Origin of the sequence: Algoriphagus sp. (genome assembly GCF_024642405.1) — a bacterium.
In the GTDB taxonomy this organism is placed as follows: Bacteria; Bacteroidota; Bacteroidia; order Cytophagales; family Cyclobacteriaceae; genus Algoriphagus.
In genome coordinates this window covers 1-13,971 of the sequence record NZ_JAHEBC010000091.1, presented here as the reverse complement: position 1 = coordinate 13,971, position 13,971 = coordinate 1, and the positions used below count along the sequence as shown (strand labels likewise).

At 37.8% G+C, this 13,971-nt stretch carries 13 protein-coding genes, 4 tRNA genes and 1 pseudogene; 11 read left to right on the top strand and 7 right to left on the bottom strand.

Features of this window, described 5'->3' with window-relative positions; all coding sequences use genetic code 11:
- A pseudogene (locus tag Q0L68_RS09060) lies at positions 1-412 on the top strand (alkaline phosphatase family protein); the annotation flags it as partial.
- Between the two features lie 59 nt (positions 413-471).
- Here Q0L68_RS09060 and Q0L68_RS09055 read toward each other — a convergent pair.
- Positions 472-1,635, bottom strand: coding sequence for a homogentisate 1,2-dioxygenase (locus Q0L68_RS09055; protein ID WP_296701938.1), 1,164 nt, complete (start codon positions 1,633-1,635; stop codon positions 472-474).
- 136 nt (positions 1,636-1,771) lie between these two features.
- On the opposite strand from Q0L68_RS09055, the gene Q0L68_RS09050 reads away from it, so the two are divergent.
- The gene (locus Q0L68_RS09050) at positions 1,772-2,560 is read left to right on the top strand and encodes a glycoside hydrolase family 16 protein (protein WP_296701936.1); all 789 of its coding nucleotides are present in this window, start codon (positions 1,772-1,774) and stop codon (positions 2,558-2,560) included.
- Between the two features lie 22 nt (positions 2,561-2,582).
- On the top strand, positions 2,583-3,236 hold the full coding sequence (locus Q0L68_RS09045; protein WP_296701933.1) for an MCP four helix bundle domain-containing protein: 654 nt from the start codon (positions 2,583-2,585) through the stop codon (positions 3,234-3,236).
- Here Q0L68_RS09045 and Q0L68_RS09040 read toward each other — a convergent pair whose 3' ends face one another.
- The 5 genes from Q0L68_RS09040 to Q0L68_RS09020 are packed head-to-tail and all read right to left on the bottom strand — an operon-like array spanning position 3,237 to position 8,599.
- Positions 3,237-4,145, bottom strand: coding sequence for a sugar phosphate isomerase/epimerase (locus Q0L68_RS09040; protein ID WP_296701931.1), 909 nt, complete (start codon positions 4,143-4,145; stop codon positions 3,237-3,239).
- Positions 4,146-4,201: 56 nt separating this feature from the next.
- Positions 4,202-4,759 carry a gluconate 2-dehydrogenase subunit 3 family protein gene (locus tag Q0L68_RS09035; protein WP_296701929.1) on the bottom strand — a complete coding sequence of 186 codons (558 nt, stop codon included), beginning with the start codon at positions 4,757-4,759 and terminating at the stop codon, positions 4,202-4,204.
- A gap of 17 nt (positions 4,760-4,776) precedes the next feature.
- Positions 4,777-6,456 (bottom strand): GMC family oxidoreductase, encoded by a 1,680-nt coding sequence (locus Q0L68_RS09030; RefSeq protein WP_296701927.1) that lies wholly within the window; start codon positions 6,454-6,456, stop codon positions 4,777-4,779.
- Between the two features lie 27 nt (positions 6,457-6,483).
- The gene (locus Q0L68_RS09025; protein WP_296701925.1) at positions 6,484-7,356 is read right to left on the bottom strand and encodes a TIM barrel protein; all 873 of its coding nucleotides are present in this window, start codon (positions 7,354-7,356) and stop codon (positions 6,484-6,486) included.
- Between the two features lie 16 nt (positions 7,357-7,372).
- Positions 7,373-8,599, bottom strand: a complete 1,227-nt coding sequence (locus tag Q0L68_RS09020) for a nucleoside permease (protein WP_296701922.1) — start codon at positions 8,597-8,599, stop codon at positions 7,373-7,375.
- Positions 8,600-8,853: 254 nt separating this feature from the next.
- Between Q0L68_RS09020 and Q0L68_RS09015 the strand changes: the two genes are divergently transcribed.
- The 4 genes from Q0L68_RS09015 to Q0L68_RS09000 all read left to right on the top strand — a co-directional run bounded on the left by Q0L68_RS09015 (position 8,854) and on the right by Q0L68_RS09000 (position 12,366).
- Positions 8,854-10,023: a Gfo/Idh/MocA family oxidoreductase gene (locus Q0L68_RS09015; protein ID WP_296701919.1), complete on the top strand. Its 1,170-nt coding sequence runs from the start codon at positions 8,854-8,856 to the stop codon at positions 10,021-10,023.
- A 90-nt stretch (positions 10,024-10,113) separates the two neighbouring features.
- Positions 10,114-11,166 carry a sugar phosphate isomerase/epimerase gene (locus Q0L68_RS09010; RefSeq protein ID WP_296701917.1) on the top strand — a complete coding sequence of 351 codons (1,053 nt, stop codon included), beginning with the start codon at positions 10,114-10,116 and terminating at the stop codon, positions 11,164-11,166.
- 23 nt (positions 11,167-11,189) lie between these two features.
- Positions 11,190-11,615, top strand: coding sequence for a c-type cytochrome (locus tag Q0L68_RS09005; protein ID WP_296701914.1), 426 nt, complete (start codon positions 11,190-11,192; stop codon positions 11,613-11,615).
- Positions 11,616-11,619: 4 nt separating this feature from the next.
- The gene (locus tag Q0L68_RS09000) at positions 11,620-12,366 is read left to right on the top strand and encodes a DUF1080 domain-containing protein (RefSeq protein ID WP_296701911.1); all 747 of its coding nucleotides are present in this window, start codon (positions 11,620-11,622) and stop codon (positions 12,364-12,366) included.
- A 43-nt stretch (positions 12,367-12,409) separates the two neighbouring features.
- Here Q0L68_RS09000 and Q0L68_RS08995 read toward each other — a convergent pair whose 3' ends face one another.
- Positions 12,410-13,078 (bottom strand): SH3 domain-containing protein, encoded by a 669-nt coding sequence (locus tag Q0L68_RS08995; protein ID WP_366938378.1) that lies wholly within the window; start codon positions 13,076-13,078, stop codon positions 12,410-12,412.
- Positions 13,079-13,268: 190 nt separating this feature from the next.
- Between Q0L68_RS08995 and Q0L68_RS08990 the strand changes: the two genes are divergently transcribed.
- The 4 genes from Q0L68_RS08990 to Q0L68_RS08975 all read left to right on the top strand — a co-directional run bounded on the left by Q0L68_RS08990 (position 13,269) and on the right by Q0L68_RS08975 (position 13,799).
- Positions 13,269-13,341, top strand: a tRNA-Lys gene (locus tag Q0L68_RS08990).
- Between the two features lie 139 nt (positions 13,342-13,480).
- A tRNA-Pro gene (locus tag Q0L68_RS08985) sits at positions 13,481-13,554 on the top strand.
- Positions 13,555-13,602: 48 nt separating this feature from the next.
- A tRNA-Arg gene (locus tag Q0L68_RS08980) sits at positions 13,603-13,676 on the top strand.
- Positions 13,677-13,726: 50 nt separating this feature from the next.
- Positions 13,727-13,799 (top strand) — tRNA-Lys (locus Q0L68_RS08975).
- Positions 13,800-13,971 lie beyond the last annotated feature (172 nt).

The following is a 13,971-nucleotide window of genomic DNA, read 5'->3' as shown; positions in this document are numbered from 1 at the left end:
TAGAGAAAAAGGATTAAACCTTAGAGACATGCAGGAAGATATTGCCAATTTTCTAATGAAGTTCCGTGGAATAAAAGAGGTTTACACAGCCTATGCCATGAAAAACTCTGAATTTACTCAAGGCAGAGCGGCAAAACTTCAAATGGGATTCAATCACAAAGCATCGGGTGATATTTTGTTGGTTCTTGAGCCAGGTTGGCTAACCGGAGGAGCTCGTGGAACTTCTCATGGAACTGGTTATTCCTATGACACCAATGTACCAATAGTATTTTATGGTTGGAATGTACCCAAAGGAGAAAGCTCTCGTTATGCAACAATCACAGATATAGCGCCAACACTTTCAATGATGTTGGATATAAAATTACCAAATGGAGCAACCGGCCAACCGATAACTGAAATTACAGACAAATAGAATTTTGGATGAAATCAAAAAGAGCCTGAATGTATTATTTTCAGGCTCTTTTTTTATCCTTATTCAGACCAACTCATCGGATAATTTTTATCTACAAACTCTAATGCCTCCGTAGTTATTTGAAGTGATTTAAAAGTATCAAGCATTACCGCATATTCTTCAGTAGATTTTGCTCCTATCGATTTTTCCACTGTACCAGGATGAGGCCCATGTGGCAAACCTCCCATATGAATGGTGAAAGATCCTCTATCAATTCCTTTTCTGCTCATAAATTCTCCTTCTGCGTAATACAAGACTTCATCTGAATCAATATTGGAATGATTATAAGGAGCAGGAATAGCCAAAGGGTGATAATCAAATAATCTTGGCACAAAAGAACAAATCACAAAACCCCAGGCCTGAAAAGTCTGATGCACTGGTGGTGGTTGATGAATTCTGCCTGTGATTGGTTCAAAATCATAAATAGATAAGGCATAAGGATACAAATACCCATCCCATCCTACAATATCTAAAGGGCTATGTCCATAAGTATAAGGATGTAGCATACCTTGTTTTTTTATCTGAATCAGATAATCCCTTTTCTCTCTTTCAATATGAAGAGCTTCGGGTGTACGAATATCCCGCTCACAATAAGGTGAGTGCTCCAATAATTGCCCAACTTCATTTCTGTATCTTTTTACAGTTTCTATTGGACCATGGGATTCAATAACTAAAAGTCTTAAAGGACCTTCTTCTTTAAATTCAAATCGATAAATGGTAGTTCTCGGAATGACTATATAATCTCCTTTCCTTACCGTCAACTTCCCAAATTGAGAATACAAAACACCTTCTCCATCGTGGATATAGATTAGTTCGTCTCCATCAGCATTCTTAAAGTAGAAATCCATTTTGCGATTTCTGGGTGTACAAATACCCATCATCACATCAGAATTCATCATAAGCATTTTCCTGGCACTCAAATAATCTTCTCCAGTAATATCTACATCAGAAGTTTTCAAGTGGGTTTGGTTTAAACCATGTTCTTTCACAGGCTCCCATGAATAAGGAGTTGGAGTTCCAATAGATTTAACCTGATTGGGATTGTTGATATGATATAAGTTTGAATAGATGCCGGAAAAGCCTTTCGAACTCACCAATTCTTCTTTGTAAAGAGTGCCATCAGGTTGACGGAATTGCGTATGTCTTTTGGGAGGTATTTCTCCCAACCGATAATAATATGCCATTTTCTTTGGGTTTATATGCGAGCTAAATTACAAATAATGTCTGTACAATTGGCAATTCAAGTATTGACTTCCCAACTCTTATAAAAACACTACTTAATTATTTAAGTTTTTGTATTTTCCCACTATTATTAAATCTATGAAAAAGTTATCCATTCTATTTCTACTTCTGATGAGCAATCAGATTTTTGCTCAAAAGGCAAAACTAATTTGGGCCGATGAATTTGAAAAAGATGGTTTACCCAATCCAAAAAACTGGAGTTATAATGTTGGGGATCACGGTTGGGGAAATCAGGAACTTCAGTTTTATTCTGAAGCTAGGCTTGAAAATGCAAGAGTAGAAGACGGGAAATTAATAATTGAGGCAAAGAAAGACTCCAATTACCCAAAAGGCTATACCTCTGCTAGGTTGGTTACAAAAGGGAAGGCTTTTTGGAAATATGGTTATATAGAAGTAAAAGCTAAACTTCCCACTGGTAGAGGAACTTGGCCAGCCATTTGGATGCTTGCTGAAGAAAATAAATTTGGGGGTTGGCCAGCAAATGGAGAAATCGATATCATGGAGCATGTTGGCTTCGATCCTGGGAAAGTTCATGGTACTGTACATACCGAAGCTTTTAATCATAAAATCGGGACTCAAAAAGGGGGCTTCCGAATGGTTCCTGAATTTAATACGGAGTTTCACGTTTATTCAATTGAATGGAACAAAGAAAAAATCGATTTTTATATTGACAATAAGCTTTACTTCACATTTGAAAAGTCAAGTGATAATTATAAAGAATGGCCATTTGATGAACCTTTTCATTTAATCTTGAATATTGCAGTAGGAGGAGGATGGGGAGGTCAGCAAGGGGTTGACCCGACTATTTGGCCACAGAAAATGGAAATAGATTATGTTCGGGTTTATAACAAAAAAAACTTTGAATAAGAAATTGAATAAATAGAAAACGATGAATAATTCTGGTTTAAAAAAGAAGAAATTTCAGGCAATCGCCATAATATCAGTTCTTTTGCTTTTGATTTACGGGAAAAATCTAACTGAAAGACAGGCATTTAAAAGCATAAGTAGAACTTTTACAGAAGTTTATAATGACAGGCTTGTAGTGGAAGGATATATTTTCCAGATTTCTGATAGACTGTTTTCCATTCAAAAACTAATTGATCATTGTAACCTCGATTATGATTACTCTAGAGTAATCAATGAGATCCAGGGTCATGAAAATGGAATCATGGAATTGATTGTTGATTTTGAAAAAACTAATCTGACTGCAGATGAATCAGATTATTTGGCAGATTTTAAACGGATAATAGAAAACGATTTAAATATCAAAAACTATGAATTGCTTTTTACTGATTCATCGGGAGTTAATTCCAATCAGGTAAAACTATATGATCAAAAAATTGCTTTAGCCAAAACTGATCTGGAAAACCTGAGTAAAATTCAGATGGATGAAGGACAAAAGCTAATCAGCAAAGCAAAAGTTCAAATCAACCGATCTCAAATTTGGGCGCAATTTGAAGTAGCTTTACTGATTATCTTGATTATTGTGATCTACATTTTCCTTTTCAGAGGACAACCTAAAAAGCAAGACATTTTCTATTAATCAAAACTCAAATGTGTTTTTTAAGTAAATAGCATTCTTCTCGGCTGCCTCCATCGGGTTAGTGCCTACAAATCGCTCTTGCTCTACAATAAAATATTCCATCCCAAGGTCTTTGGATTTTTTCACCAAGTCAGAAAATGGAATTTCTCCATTACCTAGAAGGACACCTCTTTCTTCACCGTTACCTTTATCCTCTTCCGCATCTTTTAAATGACATAGCTTAAACCTACCTGGATACTTAGACATATAATCAGAAGGATCAACCCCCGCCACGTATACCCAATACATATCCATTTCAAAATCCACCAATGCAGGATCTGTATTTTCCATCAATATATCTTGAGGTATAATTGCATCCAGTGTCACGAAAGTATAATCATGGTTGTGATAGGCGAATTTCAAACCATGCGACTTCAATGTTTCCCCTACCTGGTTAAACTTTTCTGCCATCATTTTATATTCATCAATTGATTTTTGTGGACCAATCCATGGACAAATGAGATAATCCAAACCAGCTTCTTTCGCATCGACTGCTTGGGAATCTAGATTTTCAAAAACATTGGCGTGAGATGCAACCATTCTCACTCCCAAGTCAGTATTCAAAGCTTTAAACTCAGCCGGCTTCATTCCCCATAAAACTCCTTTACCTCCATCAAAACCTTCAAATTGATTATATCCAAAACCAGCCAAAGCTGTCATCGTTGCCTTCGGATCTTTAGCCATTTCATCTTTCACAGAATACAATTGAATTCCAAAGGATTGAAGCTTTGACTTTCTTTCTTCTGAGGATTTTGACAAAGATTGTTGCTCCTCCTTTTTTGATGGTGAACAAAATTGCAAAGGCATAAAAGCAGAACCTACTCCGAACATCGTACCTATTTTTATAAAATTTCTTCTAGGGTTTCTCATATCATAAAAAAGCCCGCCCTTTTTAAGGAGCAGGCTTATTAGGTTTGGTTTAAATATTAAACAGCGTATGCTTTATCTCCTGGATTGTATGGAATACAAGGATCAAACCTGCCAGGAACTTCCACATAATTCAATGCTTGTGTCGCTCCGATTTCAGAGGTGAAATATCCTAAAACAGTTAAGTCTTTTAACATATAAATTACCTCTGGCTTACGATCGCCGCTAGCTTTAGCTGTTTCATACATTTTATTCAAATATGCAATCCTTTCCTCAGCAGAAGCATCAACAAATGCTTTACCATTTTCAGCTTTAAATTCCTTGTTTATGGTATTTAATCCATCTACAAAAGTTTTCTGTTGATTGGCATCATAACAGTCCTTCACCATCATCACCATAAATGAACCGATTCCTGCAGCTTTTGCTCCGGGAGTATCGGTAGCAGGAATAATAGTATCTCCAATCTCATCTAGGAAAGCGATATCCTCAGGCTTAAAATCCAAGCCTTCGATTTGATTTTCTGGAGTACAACCTGTCAGGATCGCTGTGGCTCCTACCATGGTTCCTCCCATCATCAGAACTACGCTTTTTAATGCGTCTCTTCTATTCATAGTCATAGTTTCCGTCGTTTAAATTAGAGATTTCCTTTTTTCAATTCATCCACTGCAAATGCTGCAGCTCTGGCAGTTAATGCCATATAGGTCAATGATGGATTCACCGCAGCAGCAGAAGTCATACACGCTCCATCTGTTACGAAAACGTTTTTAGCTTCCCATACTTGGTTGTTTCCATTTAGAACAGAAGTTTTGGGATCTCTACCCATTCTCGCTGTACCCATTTCGTGAATTCCTTGACCAAAGGTATATCCAGCATCATATTCTTGAACGTCTTTAAAACCGGCAACTTCTAACATTTCGGCTGCATCAGCCATCATGTCTTTTCTCATTTTGATTTCATTGTCCTTGATTTCAGCATTCATCACAAGTGACTCCATTCCCCATTTATCCTTTACAGTATCACTTAATTTAATAGTATTTTCATGATAAGGAAGGATTTCTCCAAAGGCTGTAATTCCCATTGACCATGGTCCTGGCTTAGTCAAAGCTTCTTTCAAAGGTGCTCCAAAATTAAGTTCGGCGACATCTCTGCTCCATCCGCTTCGGCTGGCTCCTCCTTGGTAACCGAATCCTCTGAGATAATCTCTTTTATCTCCATTTACATTTCGGAACCTTGGAATATAAAGCCCTGTTGGTCTTCTTCCGAAATAATATTTATCGTCATACCCTTCCATGGTACCTCTTGCTCCTAATCTGAAATGGTGATCCATCACATTATGTCCAAGTTCACCTGAACTACTTCCCAAACCGCCCGGCCAAACATCAGTTGCAGATCTCATCAAAATTGCGGTTGAGTTGAAAGCTGAAGCACATAGGAATACAATCTTCGCATCGTATTCTACAGTTTGGTTAGTCTCCGCATCCAACACTTCTACTCCAGTAGCTTTTTTAGTGTCTTTGTCATAGATAACTCTTCTCACAATAGACCAAGGTCTTAAGGTAAGGTTTCCAGTAGCTTCTGCAGCCGGTAAAGTAGATGCCTGCGTACTAAAATAACCTCCAAAAGGGCATCCAAGAGAACATTTATTTCTATACTGGCAACCTGGTCTTCCCGGAAGTGGCTGCGTTATATTGGCAGGCCGACCAATAGTCCAGGTTCTGGCACCTTTATAGTGATCTTTGATTTTTTCTGCAGCATCTTTTTCCACGCAGTTCATTGGCATTGGAGGCATAAACTCCCCATCTGGTAAGACATCCAAACCATCTTTGGAACCAGAAACCCCCGCAAATTTCTCTACATAAGAATACCAAGGAGCAATGTCCTTATATCTAATAGGCCAATCTACTGCAATTCCTTCTTTTACATTTCCTTCAAAATCCAGGTCCGACCATCTATAAGACTGTCTACCCCAGAGAAGTGATCTTCCTCCTACCTGATACCCTCTAAACCAGGTAAAAGGTTTTTCTTCTACATATGGAGAATCATCTTCATGAGCCCACCAATCTAGGTTTAACTCATTCAGTACATAATCTCTTCTCAAGTTTGGATGATTTTCCAATTGTTCCTGAGTTCTTCTTCCTCTATGTGGGACTTCCCAAGGAGGAAGAGTAGCAGTTTTATAATCTTTTACATGCTCTACCATCGGCCCTCTCTCCAACATGAGAACCTTGAGGCCTTTTTCTGTAAGTTCCTTTGCAGCCCAACCTCCACTTATCCCGGAGCCAACTACAATTGCATCATATGCTTGATTTGCCATAAATATGGTATTTGTTAGTTATTTGGTTTATACATCACAAATAGCAACTCCCTCAGCAAGGGATGCTATCTTATCTTCTTTTTTAGGGATAAATTCATGAGAAACGTATCCAGTATATCCTGTAGCAACAATTGCTCTCATTACTGCTGGGTAATTAATTTCTTGATCATCACCTAATTCATTTCTACCTGGATTTCCTGCTGTATGGTAATGACCAATATATTCATGATAATCAGTAATATTTCTAATTAGGTCACCTTCGTCAATTTGCATGTGGTAAATATCAAATAGAAGTTTGAAATTAGGACTTCCTAATCTTTTACATAACTCCACCCCAAAAGAGGTTCTGTCACATAAATAATCTATATGATTAATCTTACTATTTAGTAATTCCATTTGAATCATGACACCATGCTTTTCTGCAATAGGCATGATTCTTTCCAGCCCAGCCTGACAGTTTTTTAATCCAGTTTCATCATCCATGCCTCTTCTGTTACCTGAGAAGCAAATCAGATTTTTATAACCAGCTTCGGCTACTAAAGGAATAACCTCTGTATAATTTTTGACTAACTGATCATGAAATTTGGTTTCCCCAAACCCATCTACCAAGTTGATTTCCGCACCATTGCACATGGATGAATCAAGGCCATGTTTTTTTAAAATTTCCCAATTGTTTGGTCCTATCAAATCCACTCCTTTGATGCCAATTTTTTTAGCTTCTGCGCAAAAATCATCTAAACTGTAATCGCGAAAACACCAGTGACAAACGCCATGATTAATATTTCCTTTCAGCTCTGCTGGCATCATATTTTTAGAATCGAAACTAGTTAGAGTTCCAAGGGAAGCACCTCCAACGAGCATTTTTTTAAACGAAGAACGTCTTCCTGAATCAAATGTCATATCTTTTAAATTTAGGTTATTGGGTAGAGATTTTTCTTTCATCTTTGAAAAGAGAAATGAAAAATAACAAAACCAAAACGGAAATACCAGAAGGAATCAACCAAATTGATTTCCAATCATGATTTCCATCCAAATCTGCATAGTTTTCGGAAACCAAACCCGCAATCCAAAAACCAATTAACATTCCTACTCCATAGGTAGCAAGGGTAATCATGCCCTGTGCCGAGGATTTATACTTTTCTCCTGCATGTGAGTCTGTATATATCTGACCGCTCACAAAAAAGAAATCATAACAGATGCCGTGCAATACAATTCCCAGCAAAAGCATCCAAACTCCAGAATCAACATTTCCGAAGGCAAAAAGAAAATACCTCAATGCCCATGCAATCATCGCTACAATCAACGTCTTTTTTACACCAAATTTGGAAAAGAAAATTGGAAGAGCTAACATAAAGACCACTTCTGACACCTGCCCAAATGCCATTTTTCCAGTCGAATTTTCTAAACCTATTTCCGTCAAAAACGGACTGGTATTTTGGTAGTAAAAAGCCAAGGGAATACATATCAAAATTGAAGAGATAAAGAAAATGGCGAAATTCCTATGCTTCAAAAGAGATAAAGCATCCAATCCCAATGCTTTAGAAACTGAGAATTGACCTGAAAGTTTTCCTTTTGGAGGGGTTTTTGGAAGAGAAAAACTGTAAAAACCTAAAAATATCGACATCCCTGAGGTTACCAAGAGCGTGTTTTTAAGAAGCCCCTGACTCAAGCCCTCCTGACTATCCCATCCAAAAAAGCTAATCATGATTCCTGCTGCTATCCAACCTACTGTTCCCCAAACGCGAATGACAGAAAACTCTTTTTCTGGGCTCAACATTTGATTAAAAGAAATGGAATTTACCAAGGCCAATGTTGGCATAAACAAAATCATGTAACCCAAAAGAATCGGGAAAAAAATTGCGAATTCGGTAGTATTGTAAAGCCAATACATCAGAATTCCGCCAAGGATATGAATTATTCCTAGGATTTTTTCTGCATTAAAATATCTATCAGCAATCATCCCCACTATAAAAGGTGCTATAATCGCCCCGAAAGACTGGGTAGAAAATGCAAGGGAAATTTCTGAATCCTTAGCTTGTAAGTTCGATCCCAAAAATGTCCCTAATGTTACAAACCAAGCTCCCCAAATAAAAAATTCTAAAAACATCATCAAAGAGAGCTGTAATTTGGTTATTAATTTCATTTTAAATTGAGGTTAAATGGGCGAGATTTATTGTATTTGGAGATGAAAGTTTAAATTTTTATCAATTTACTGTATTTTGAGCTGCTCTAAAGCAATTCAAGCTTCGGGAATTATGAGGATATTAAATAGCCACTCATAACTTGTCGAAGCTATTGATCAATTAATCAATCGACTCACTTAAAGTACAAAGGATTTTCAATTTAGAATCAATTAATTCAATCTTTTAAAATCAGAAAAATCTACTCTTTTTACCCATGAATACATCAAAAAAACTTAAGCTAGGCCTAATTGGCGGAGGTCCTGGATCATTTATAGGAGCTATTCATTTAAATGGAGCTTTGATGGACGGAATGTTTGAACTTGCTGCAGGTGCATTTAGCTCAAATCCCGAAAAATCAAAAATCAGAGGAGAAGAATTAATGCTTCCTCCAGATCGAGTTTATAATAGCTATGATGAAATGTTTGAGAAGGAATTGCTACTTCCAGAATCTGAGAGAATTGATGTGGTTTGTATTGTAACTCCAAATAATGTTCATTTTGACCCTACAGTTAAAGCACTTAAGCATGGCTTTCATGTAGCATTAGATAAGCCTTTAACACTTAACTATTCTGAAGCAAAGGAACTTTACCATGTAGTCAAAAACTCCGATAAACAATTTTTATTGACACATACCTATTCCGGCTATCCTATGATCAAGCAGGCCAAGCAAATGATTGCCAATGGTGAAATCGGGAAAGTAAGAAAAGTGTACGTAGAATATCCTCAGGGCTGGCTATGGAAGTTATTGGAAACCGAGAACAATAAACAGGCAGCTTGGAGAACTGATCCCAAAAGAAATGGCCTAGCTGGTTGTATGGGAGATATTGGTACTCATGCATTCCATATGGCAGAGTATGTAACTGGGGAAAAAGTAAGTCATGTTTGTGCGGATTTATACATTAAGATTGATGGTAGACCTATTGATGATGATGGTGTAGTTTTAATGCGTTTCGAAAATGGTGCTTCGGGAGTTTTAATGGCATCTCAAACCGATACTGGAGCAGAGAACAATTTAAAAGTTCGAGTATATGGAGAAAAAGGAGGTTTGGAATGGGAACAAGAGCTAAATAACACCTTATTAGTTCGATGGCCGGATAAGCCAGATCAAATTTATAGGGCGGGAACAGGTTACTTAGGGTCTTTAGCAAATGAAAATACAAGAACTCCTGCAGGACATCCTGAGGGATATGTCGAAGCCTTTGCTAACTTGTATAGAAATTTTGCCAGATGCATTTATGCCGAAAGAAATGGAGAAACTCCCAAACAAGAATGGAAAGATTTCCCAGGAATTGAGGATGGAATCAGAGGAATGGCTTTTATTGATCATGTATTGAAAAGTAATGATTCCGATCAGAAGTGGACGCCATTTATCGTTGAAAAATAAATTATCAAAAACTCAAAAATCAAACCGAAAACCAATCAGTCCCCATATAGTTAATAATTTGGATTGAGTTGGCAAAAACTAAAATTGAATATGAAAACTATTAAAGGACCTGCCATTTTTCTCGCGCAGTTTGCAGATGATCAAGCTCCATTTAACAACCTTAAGAATATTTGTGAGTGGGTAGCTGGTTTAGGCTACAAAGGAGTACAGATACCTTCTTGGGACGGTAGATTAATTGACCTTCAAAAAGCTGCTGAAAGTAAAACCTATGCCGATGAGATAAAAGGAATCGTAGAGGCTACTGGAATGCAGATAACAGAACTTTCCACCCACCTTCAAGGACAATTAGTAGCTGTTCATCCTGCATATAATGAATTGTTTGATGGTTTTGCTCCTGCAAATCTTGCCGGTAATCTTAAGGGTAAATCTGAATGGGCTACCCAGCAATTGATGTATGCCGCAAAAGCATCTCAAAATATGGGATTAACTGCTCATGCTACATTCAGCGGTGCGCTTATGTGGCATACTGTCTACCCTTGGCCTCAAAGACCTGCTGGTTTGGTGGAGACTGGCTTTACCGAACTTGCAAAAAGATGGACTCCAATTTTGGATGAATTCGATAAAAATGGGGTAGATGTCTGTTATGAACTTCACCCTGGAGAAGATCTCCATGATGGAATTACTTTCGAAATGTTTTTAGATAAAGTAAATGGACATAAAAGAGCAAATATTCTTTATGACCCAAGTCACTTTGTTTTACAATGCTTAGATTACTTGCAATTCATTGATTTCTATCATGAAAGAATCAAAATGTTTCACGTAAAAGATGCTGAATTCAACCCTACTGGGAAGCAAGGAGTATATGGTGGATTCCAGGGATGGGTAGAAAGAGCAGGCCGTTTCAGATCTTTAGGAGATGGGCAGGTTGATTTTGCAGGAATTTTTAGCAAACTTTCGCAGTATGATTATGATGGTTGGGCAGTTCTTGAATGGGAATGTGCAATTAAACACCCAGAACAAGGAGCCGCTGAAGGGGCACCATTTATTGATTCTCACATTATAAGAGTGACAGAAAAAGCTTTTGATGATTTTGCTGGGGTGGGAGCTGATGAAGCTTTTAACAAGAAAATTTTAGGGATTTAAAAACAATTATTAATTACATAAAAATGAAAATCACAAAACCGTTAAACCTAGGACTTGCCGCATTGGCAGGATTAGCTTTCGCATGTGGAGGTGGAGAAAAATCAGCTGAATCAACAGCTACAGTAGAAACTGCTCCTGCCGAACCTGCGAAAGAAATGAGTCTTGAAGAAATGTATAAGGATGATCCTATTTATATCAAGGGACTTGCCAAATTAAAAACATCTGATTGTACCTCCTGCCATATGGTAGAAAGAAAGATTGTAGGACCTTCCTATGCAGATGTAGCTGCGAAGTATGAGAATACAGAGGAGAATATTAACATGCTAGCTGAAAAGGTAATTGCAGGGGGAGTTGGAGTTTGGGGAGAAGTACCTATGCCTCCACATCCAAATGTTACACTAGAGGATGCAAAGGATATGGTTGCTTACGTATTATTATTAAAAAAATAAGAGGATGAACAAAAGATATTTGGCCGTTTTGGCTATCGTTGGAATTTTTGCATCTGGTTCAGGAGAAAAATCTGTTGAGACTGAAACCGCTGAAATTGCAGAAAGTCAAGAAGCCCAAAAATCAGAATGGATTTCACTTTCAGATGGAGTGACTTTTGACGGATGGCATAAATACGGTGGCGGTGAAGTTGGAAAAGCATGGAAAATTGACGAAGAAGGATCCATTTATTTAGATGCTGGAAATAAAGACGGTTGGCAAACAGGTGACGGTGGTGACATAGTTACCGATGAGGAATTCGAAAATTTTCACTTTAAATACGATTGGAAAATCGGAGAAAATGGAAACAGTGGCGTTATTTTTTATGTCCATGAATCTCCAGAGTATCAATATCCTTGGAATACAGGCATGGAGATGCAAGTATTGGATAATGAAGGTCACCCAGACGCTAAGATCATTAGCCACAGAGCAGGTGATTTATATGATCTGATTGTAAGCAGTGAAGAGACAGTTAAGCCATGGGGTGAGTGGAATCAAGCAGAGATAATTGCAGACCATGGAAAGCTTGAACTAATTCTAAATGGTACAACTGTAGTAAGTACTACCTTATGGACTCCAGAATGGGAGGCTCTCATTGCCGATAGTAAATTTAAAGATATGCCAGGTTTTGGCACCTTCAAAAAGGGGAAAATCTCGCTTCAGGATCATGGAGATCTTGTCTACTTTAAAAACTTAATGATTAAAAAATTATAACGAAAAAGGCTCTCAAATTTGAGAGCCTTTTTTCTGGGATTATTCACAATCTTGTGACATTATCTTTTTTAATGTAAGCTGTCCGATTTTTCCATTCCACTTCAAACCAAATATCCTTACTTGATTTAATCTTTACCCGATGGCCAGGTTCAACCCTGTCTACAAATTCTCCTCCTGCTGAGGGTTTGGAAACAATTATTGTTGGACTTTGAGTGATCAATGCAGTTCTGGGTGCATTAAGAAAATTATTTGTAATAAAGATGAGAATAATCAAAAAGAAGGATGGCCAATAATATCTGGCCTCAGGAACTTTACTACCATTTATCCAAAGCATAATTAGGGAAATAAGGAGAAAAACAGCCAAAGTACCAACCAATATTTCTTTATACTCCACTAGGAAAAGAATAAACCTTTCCGCATCGCTGACCTCATACCCGACCAAATTACTTTGTCCAGTAAGATTTTTTATTTTAGATATGGTCTGTGTATTGGGGCTTAAATCATAGTATTTACTGAGATAAAGGGTAGCAAGTTCTTTGTCCCCAATTCCCTCTGAAATAAAAGACATTTTAAGTAGCATCGCAGGCGAATAAATTCCTAGTTGATAGTTTTGTTGATAAATTTCCATCGCTTCCTTGTAACTTCTGATCTGAAACAAAGAATCTGCTCTTTCAATATCCTGTACATCTGCCTGACAATTAATACTTTGCAAAAGGAGGACAAAAAATATGAAAAGTTTTGTAAGAAAGATTGAATTAGGGTTTGGCATTTATAAATCAGTAGCTTAAATTTGCAGTCCAATTACGGCAATGATCTGGCAAAAAGCAAGGCCAAGGAGTCAATTTGAAAGGATAAAAACCACCAAATAGTGGTTAAAATTTCTGAAAATTTTCAGTCAATATGATTCCGTAGCTCAGCTGGTAGAGCAATACACTTTTAATGTATGGGTCCTGGGTTCGAGCCCCAGCGGGATCACTTATTAGAAAACAATGGAAAAGGGCGAGAAGCCTGTCCCGATGAAACGAAGCGAGTTGATATCGGGAAGCCCCAGCAGGATCACAAAGTTTAACTTGCAAGGAGTTAAAAAGTATTTGAGTTCAAAAAAAGAAAGTTTCGGGGTGTAGCGTAGCCCGGTATCGCGCCTGCTTTGGGAGCAGGAGGTCGTAGGTTCGAATCCTGCCACCCCGACTTTATTCACCTTTGGCAATTCTTTTTGAGTTGTCAAAATTTTATCCAGGTCCTGTAGCTCAACTGGATAGAGCAACTGCCTTCTAAGCAGTAGGTTTCAGGTTCGAGTCCTGACAGGATCACTTCTTTAAAGCGGAATTACGTTCCGCTTTTTATTTTATTAAGAATTACCGATTCCGTAGCTCAGCTGGTAGAGCAATACACTTTTAATGTATGGGTCCTGGGTTCGAGCCCCAGCGGGATCACTTATTGGAAAACGATGGGAATGGGCGAGAAGCCTGTCCCGATGAAACGACTCGGAGCGAGTTGATATCGGGAAGCCCCAGCGGGATCACAAGAAAGCAGTCTAATCGGGCTGCTTTTCTTATTTTTAGCTATTTGTGAAAACTACCATCATCATTCGCGGATTTTCACTTG

Excerpts from the sequence above, each read along its gene's own strand:
- Q0L68_RS09000 (WP_296701911.1), top strand. The coding sequence starts at position 11,620 with ATGAACAAAAGATATTTGGCCGTTTTGGCTATCGTTGGAATTTTTGCA.
- Q0L68_RS09020 (WP_296701922.1), bottom strand. The coding sequence starts at position 8,599 with ATGAAATTAATAACCAAATTACAGCTCTCTTTGATGATGTTTTTAGAA.
- Q0L68_RS09050 (WP_296701936.1), top strand. The coding sequence starts at position 1,772 with ATGAAAAAGTTATCCATTCTATTTCTACTTCTGATGAGCAATCAGATT.
- Q0L68_RS09025 (WP_296701925.1), bottom strand. The coding sequence starts at position 7,356 with ATGACATTTGATTCAGGAAGACGTTCTTCGTTTAAAAAAATGCTCGTT.
- Q0L68_RS09015 (WP_296701919.1), top strand. The coding sequence starts at position 8,854 with ATGAATACATCAAAAAAACTTAAGCTAGGCCTAATTGGCGGAGGTCCT.
- Q0L68_RS09040 (WP_296701931.1), bottom strand. The coding sequence starts at position 4,145 with ATGAGAAACCCTAGAAGAAATTTTATAAAAATAGGTACGATGTTCGGA.
- Q0L68_RS09035 (WP_296701929.1), bottom strand. The coding sequence starts at position 4,759 with ATGACTATGAATAGAAGAGACGCATTAAAAAGCGTAGTTCTGATGATG.
- Q0L68_RS09010 (WP_296701917.1), top strand. The coding sequence starts at position 10,114 with ATGAAAACTATTAAAGGACCTGCCATTTTTCTCGCGCAGTTTGCAGAT.
- Q0L68_RS09045 (WP_296701933.1), top strand. The coding sequence starts at position 2,583 with ATGAATAATTCTGGTTTAAAAAAGAAGAAATTTCAGGCAATCGCCATA.
- Q0L68_RS09055 (WP_296701938.1), bottom strand. The coding sequence starts at position 1,635 with ATGGCATATTATTATCGGTTGGGAGAAATACCTCCCAAAAGACATACG.
- Q0L68_RS09005 (WP_296701914.1), top strand. The coding sequence starts at position 11,190 with ATGAAAATCACAAAACCGTTAAACCTAGGACTTGCCGCATTGGCAGGA.
- Q0L68_RS09030 (WP_296701927.1), bottom strand. The coding sequence starts at position 6,456 with ATGGCAAATCAAGCATATGATGCAATTGTAGTTGGCTCCGGGATAAGT.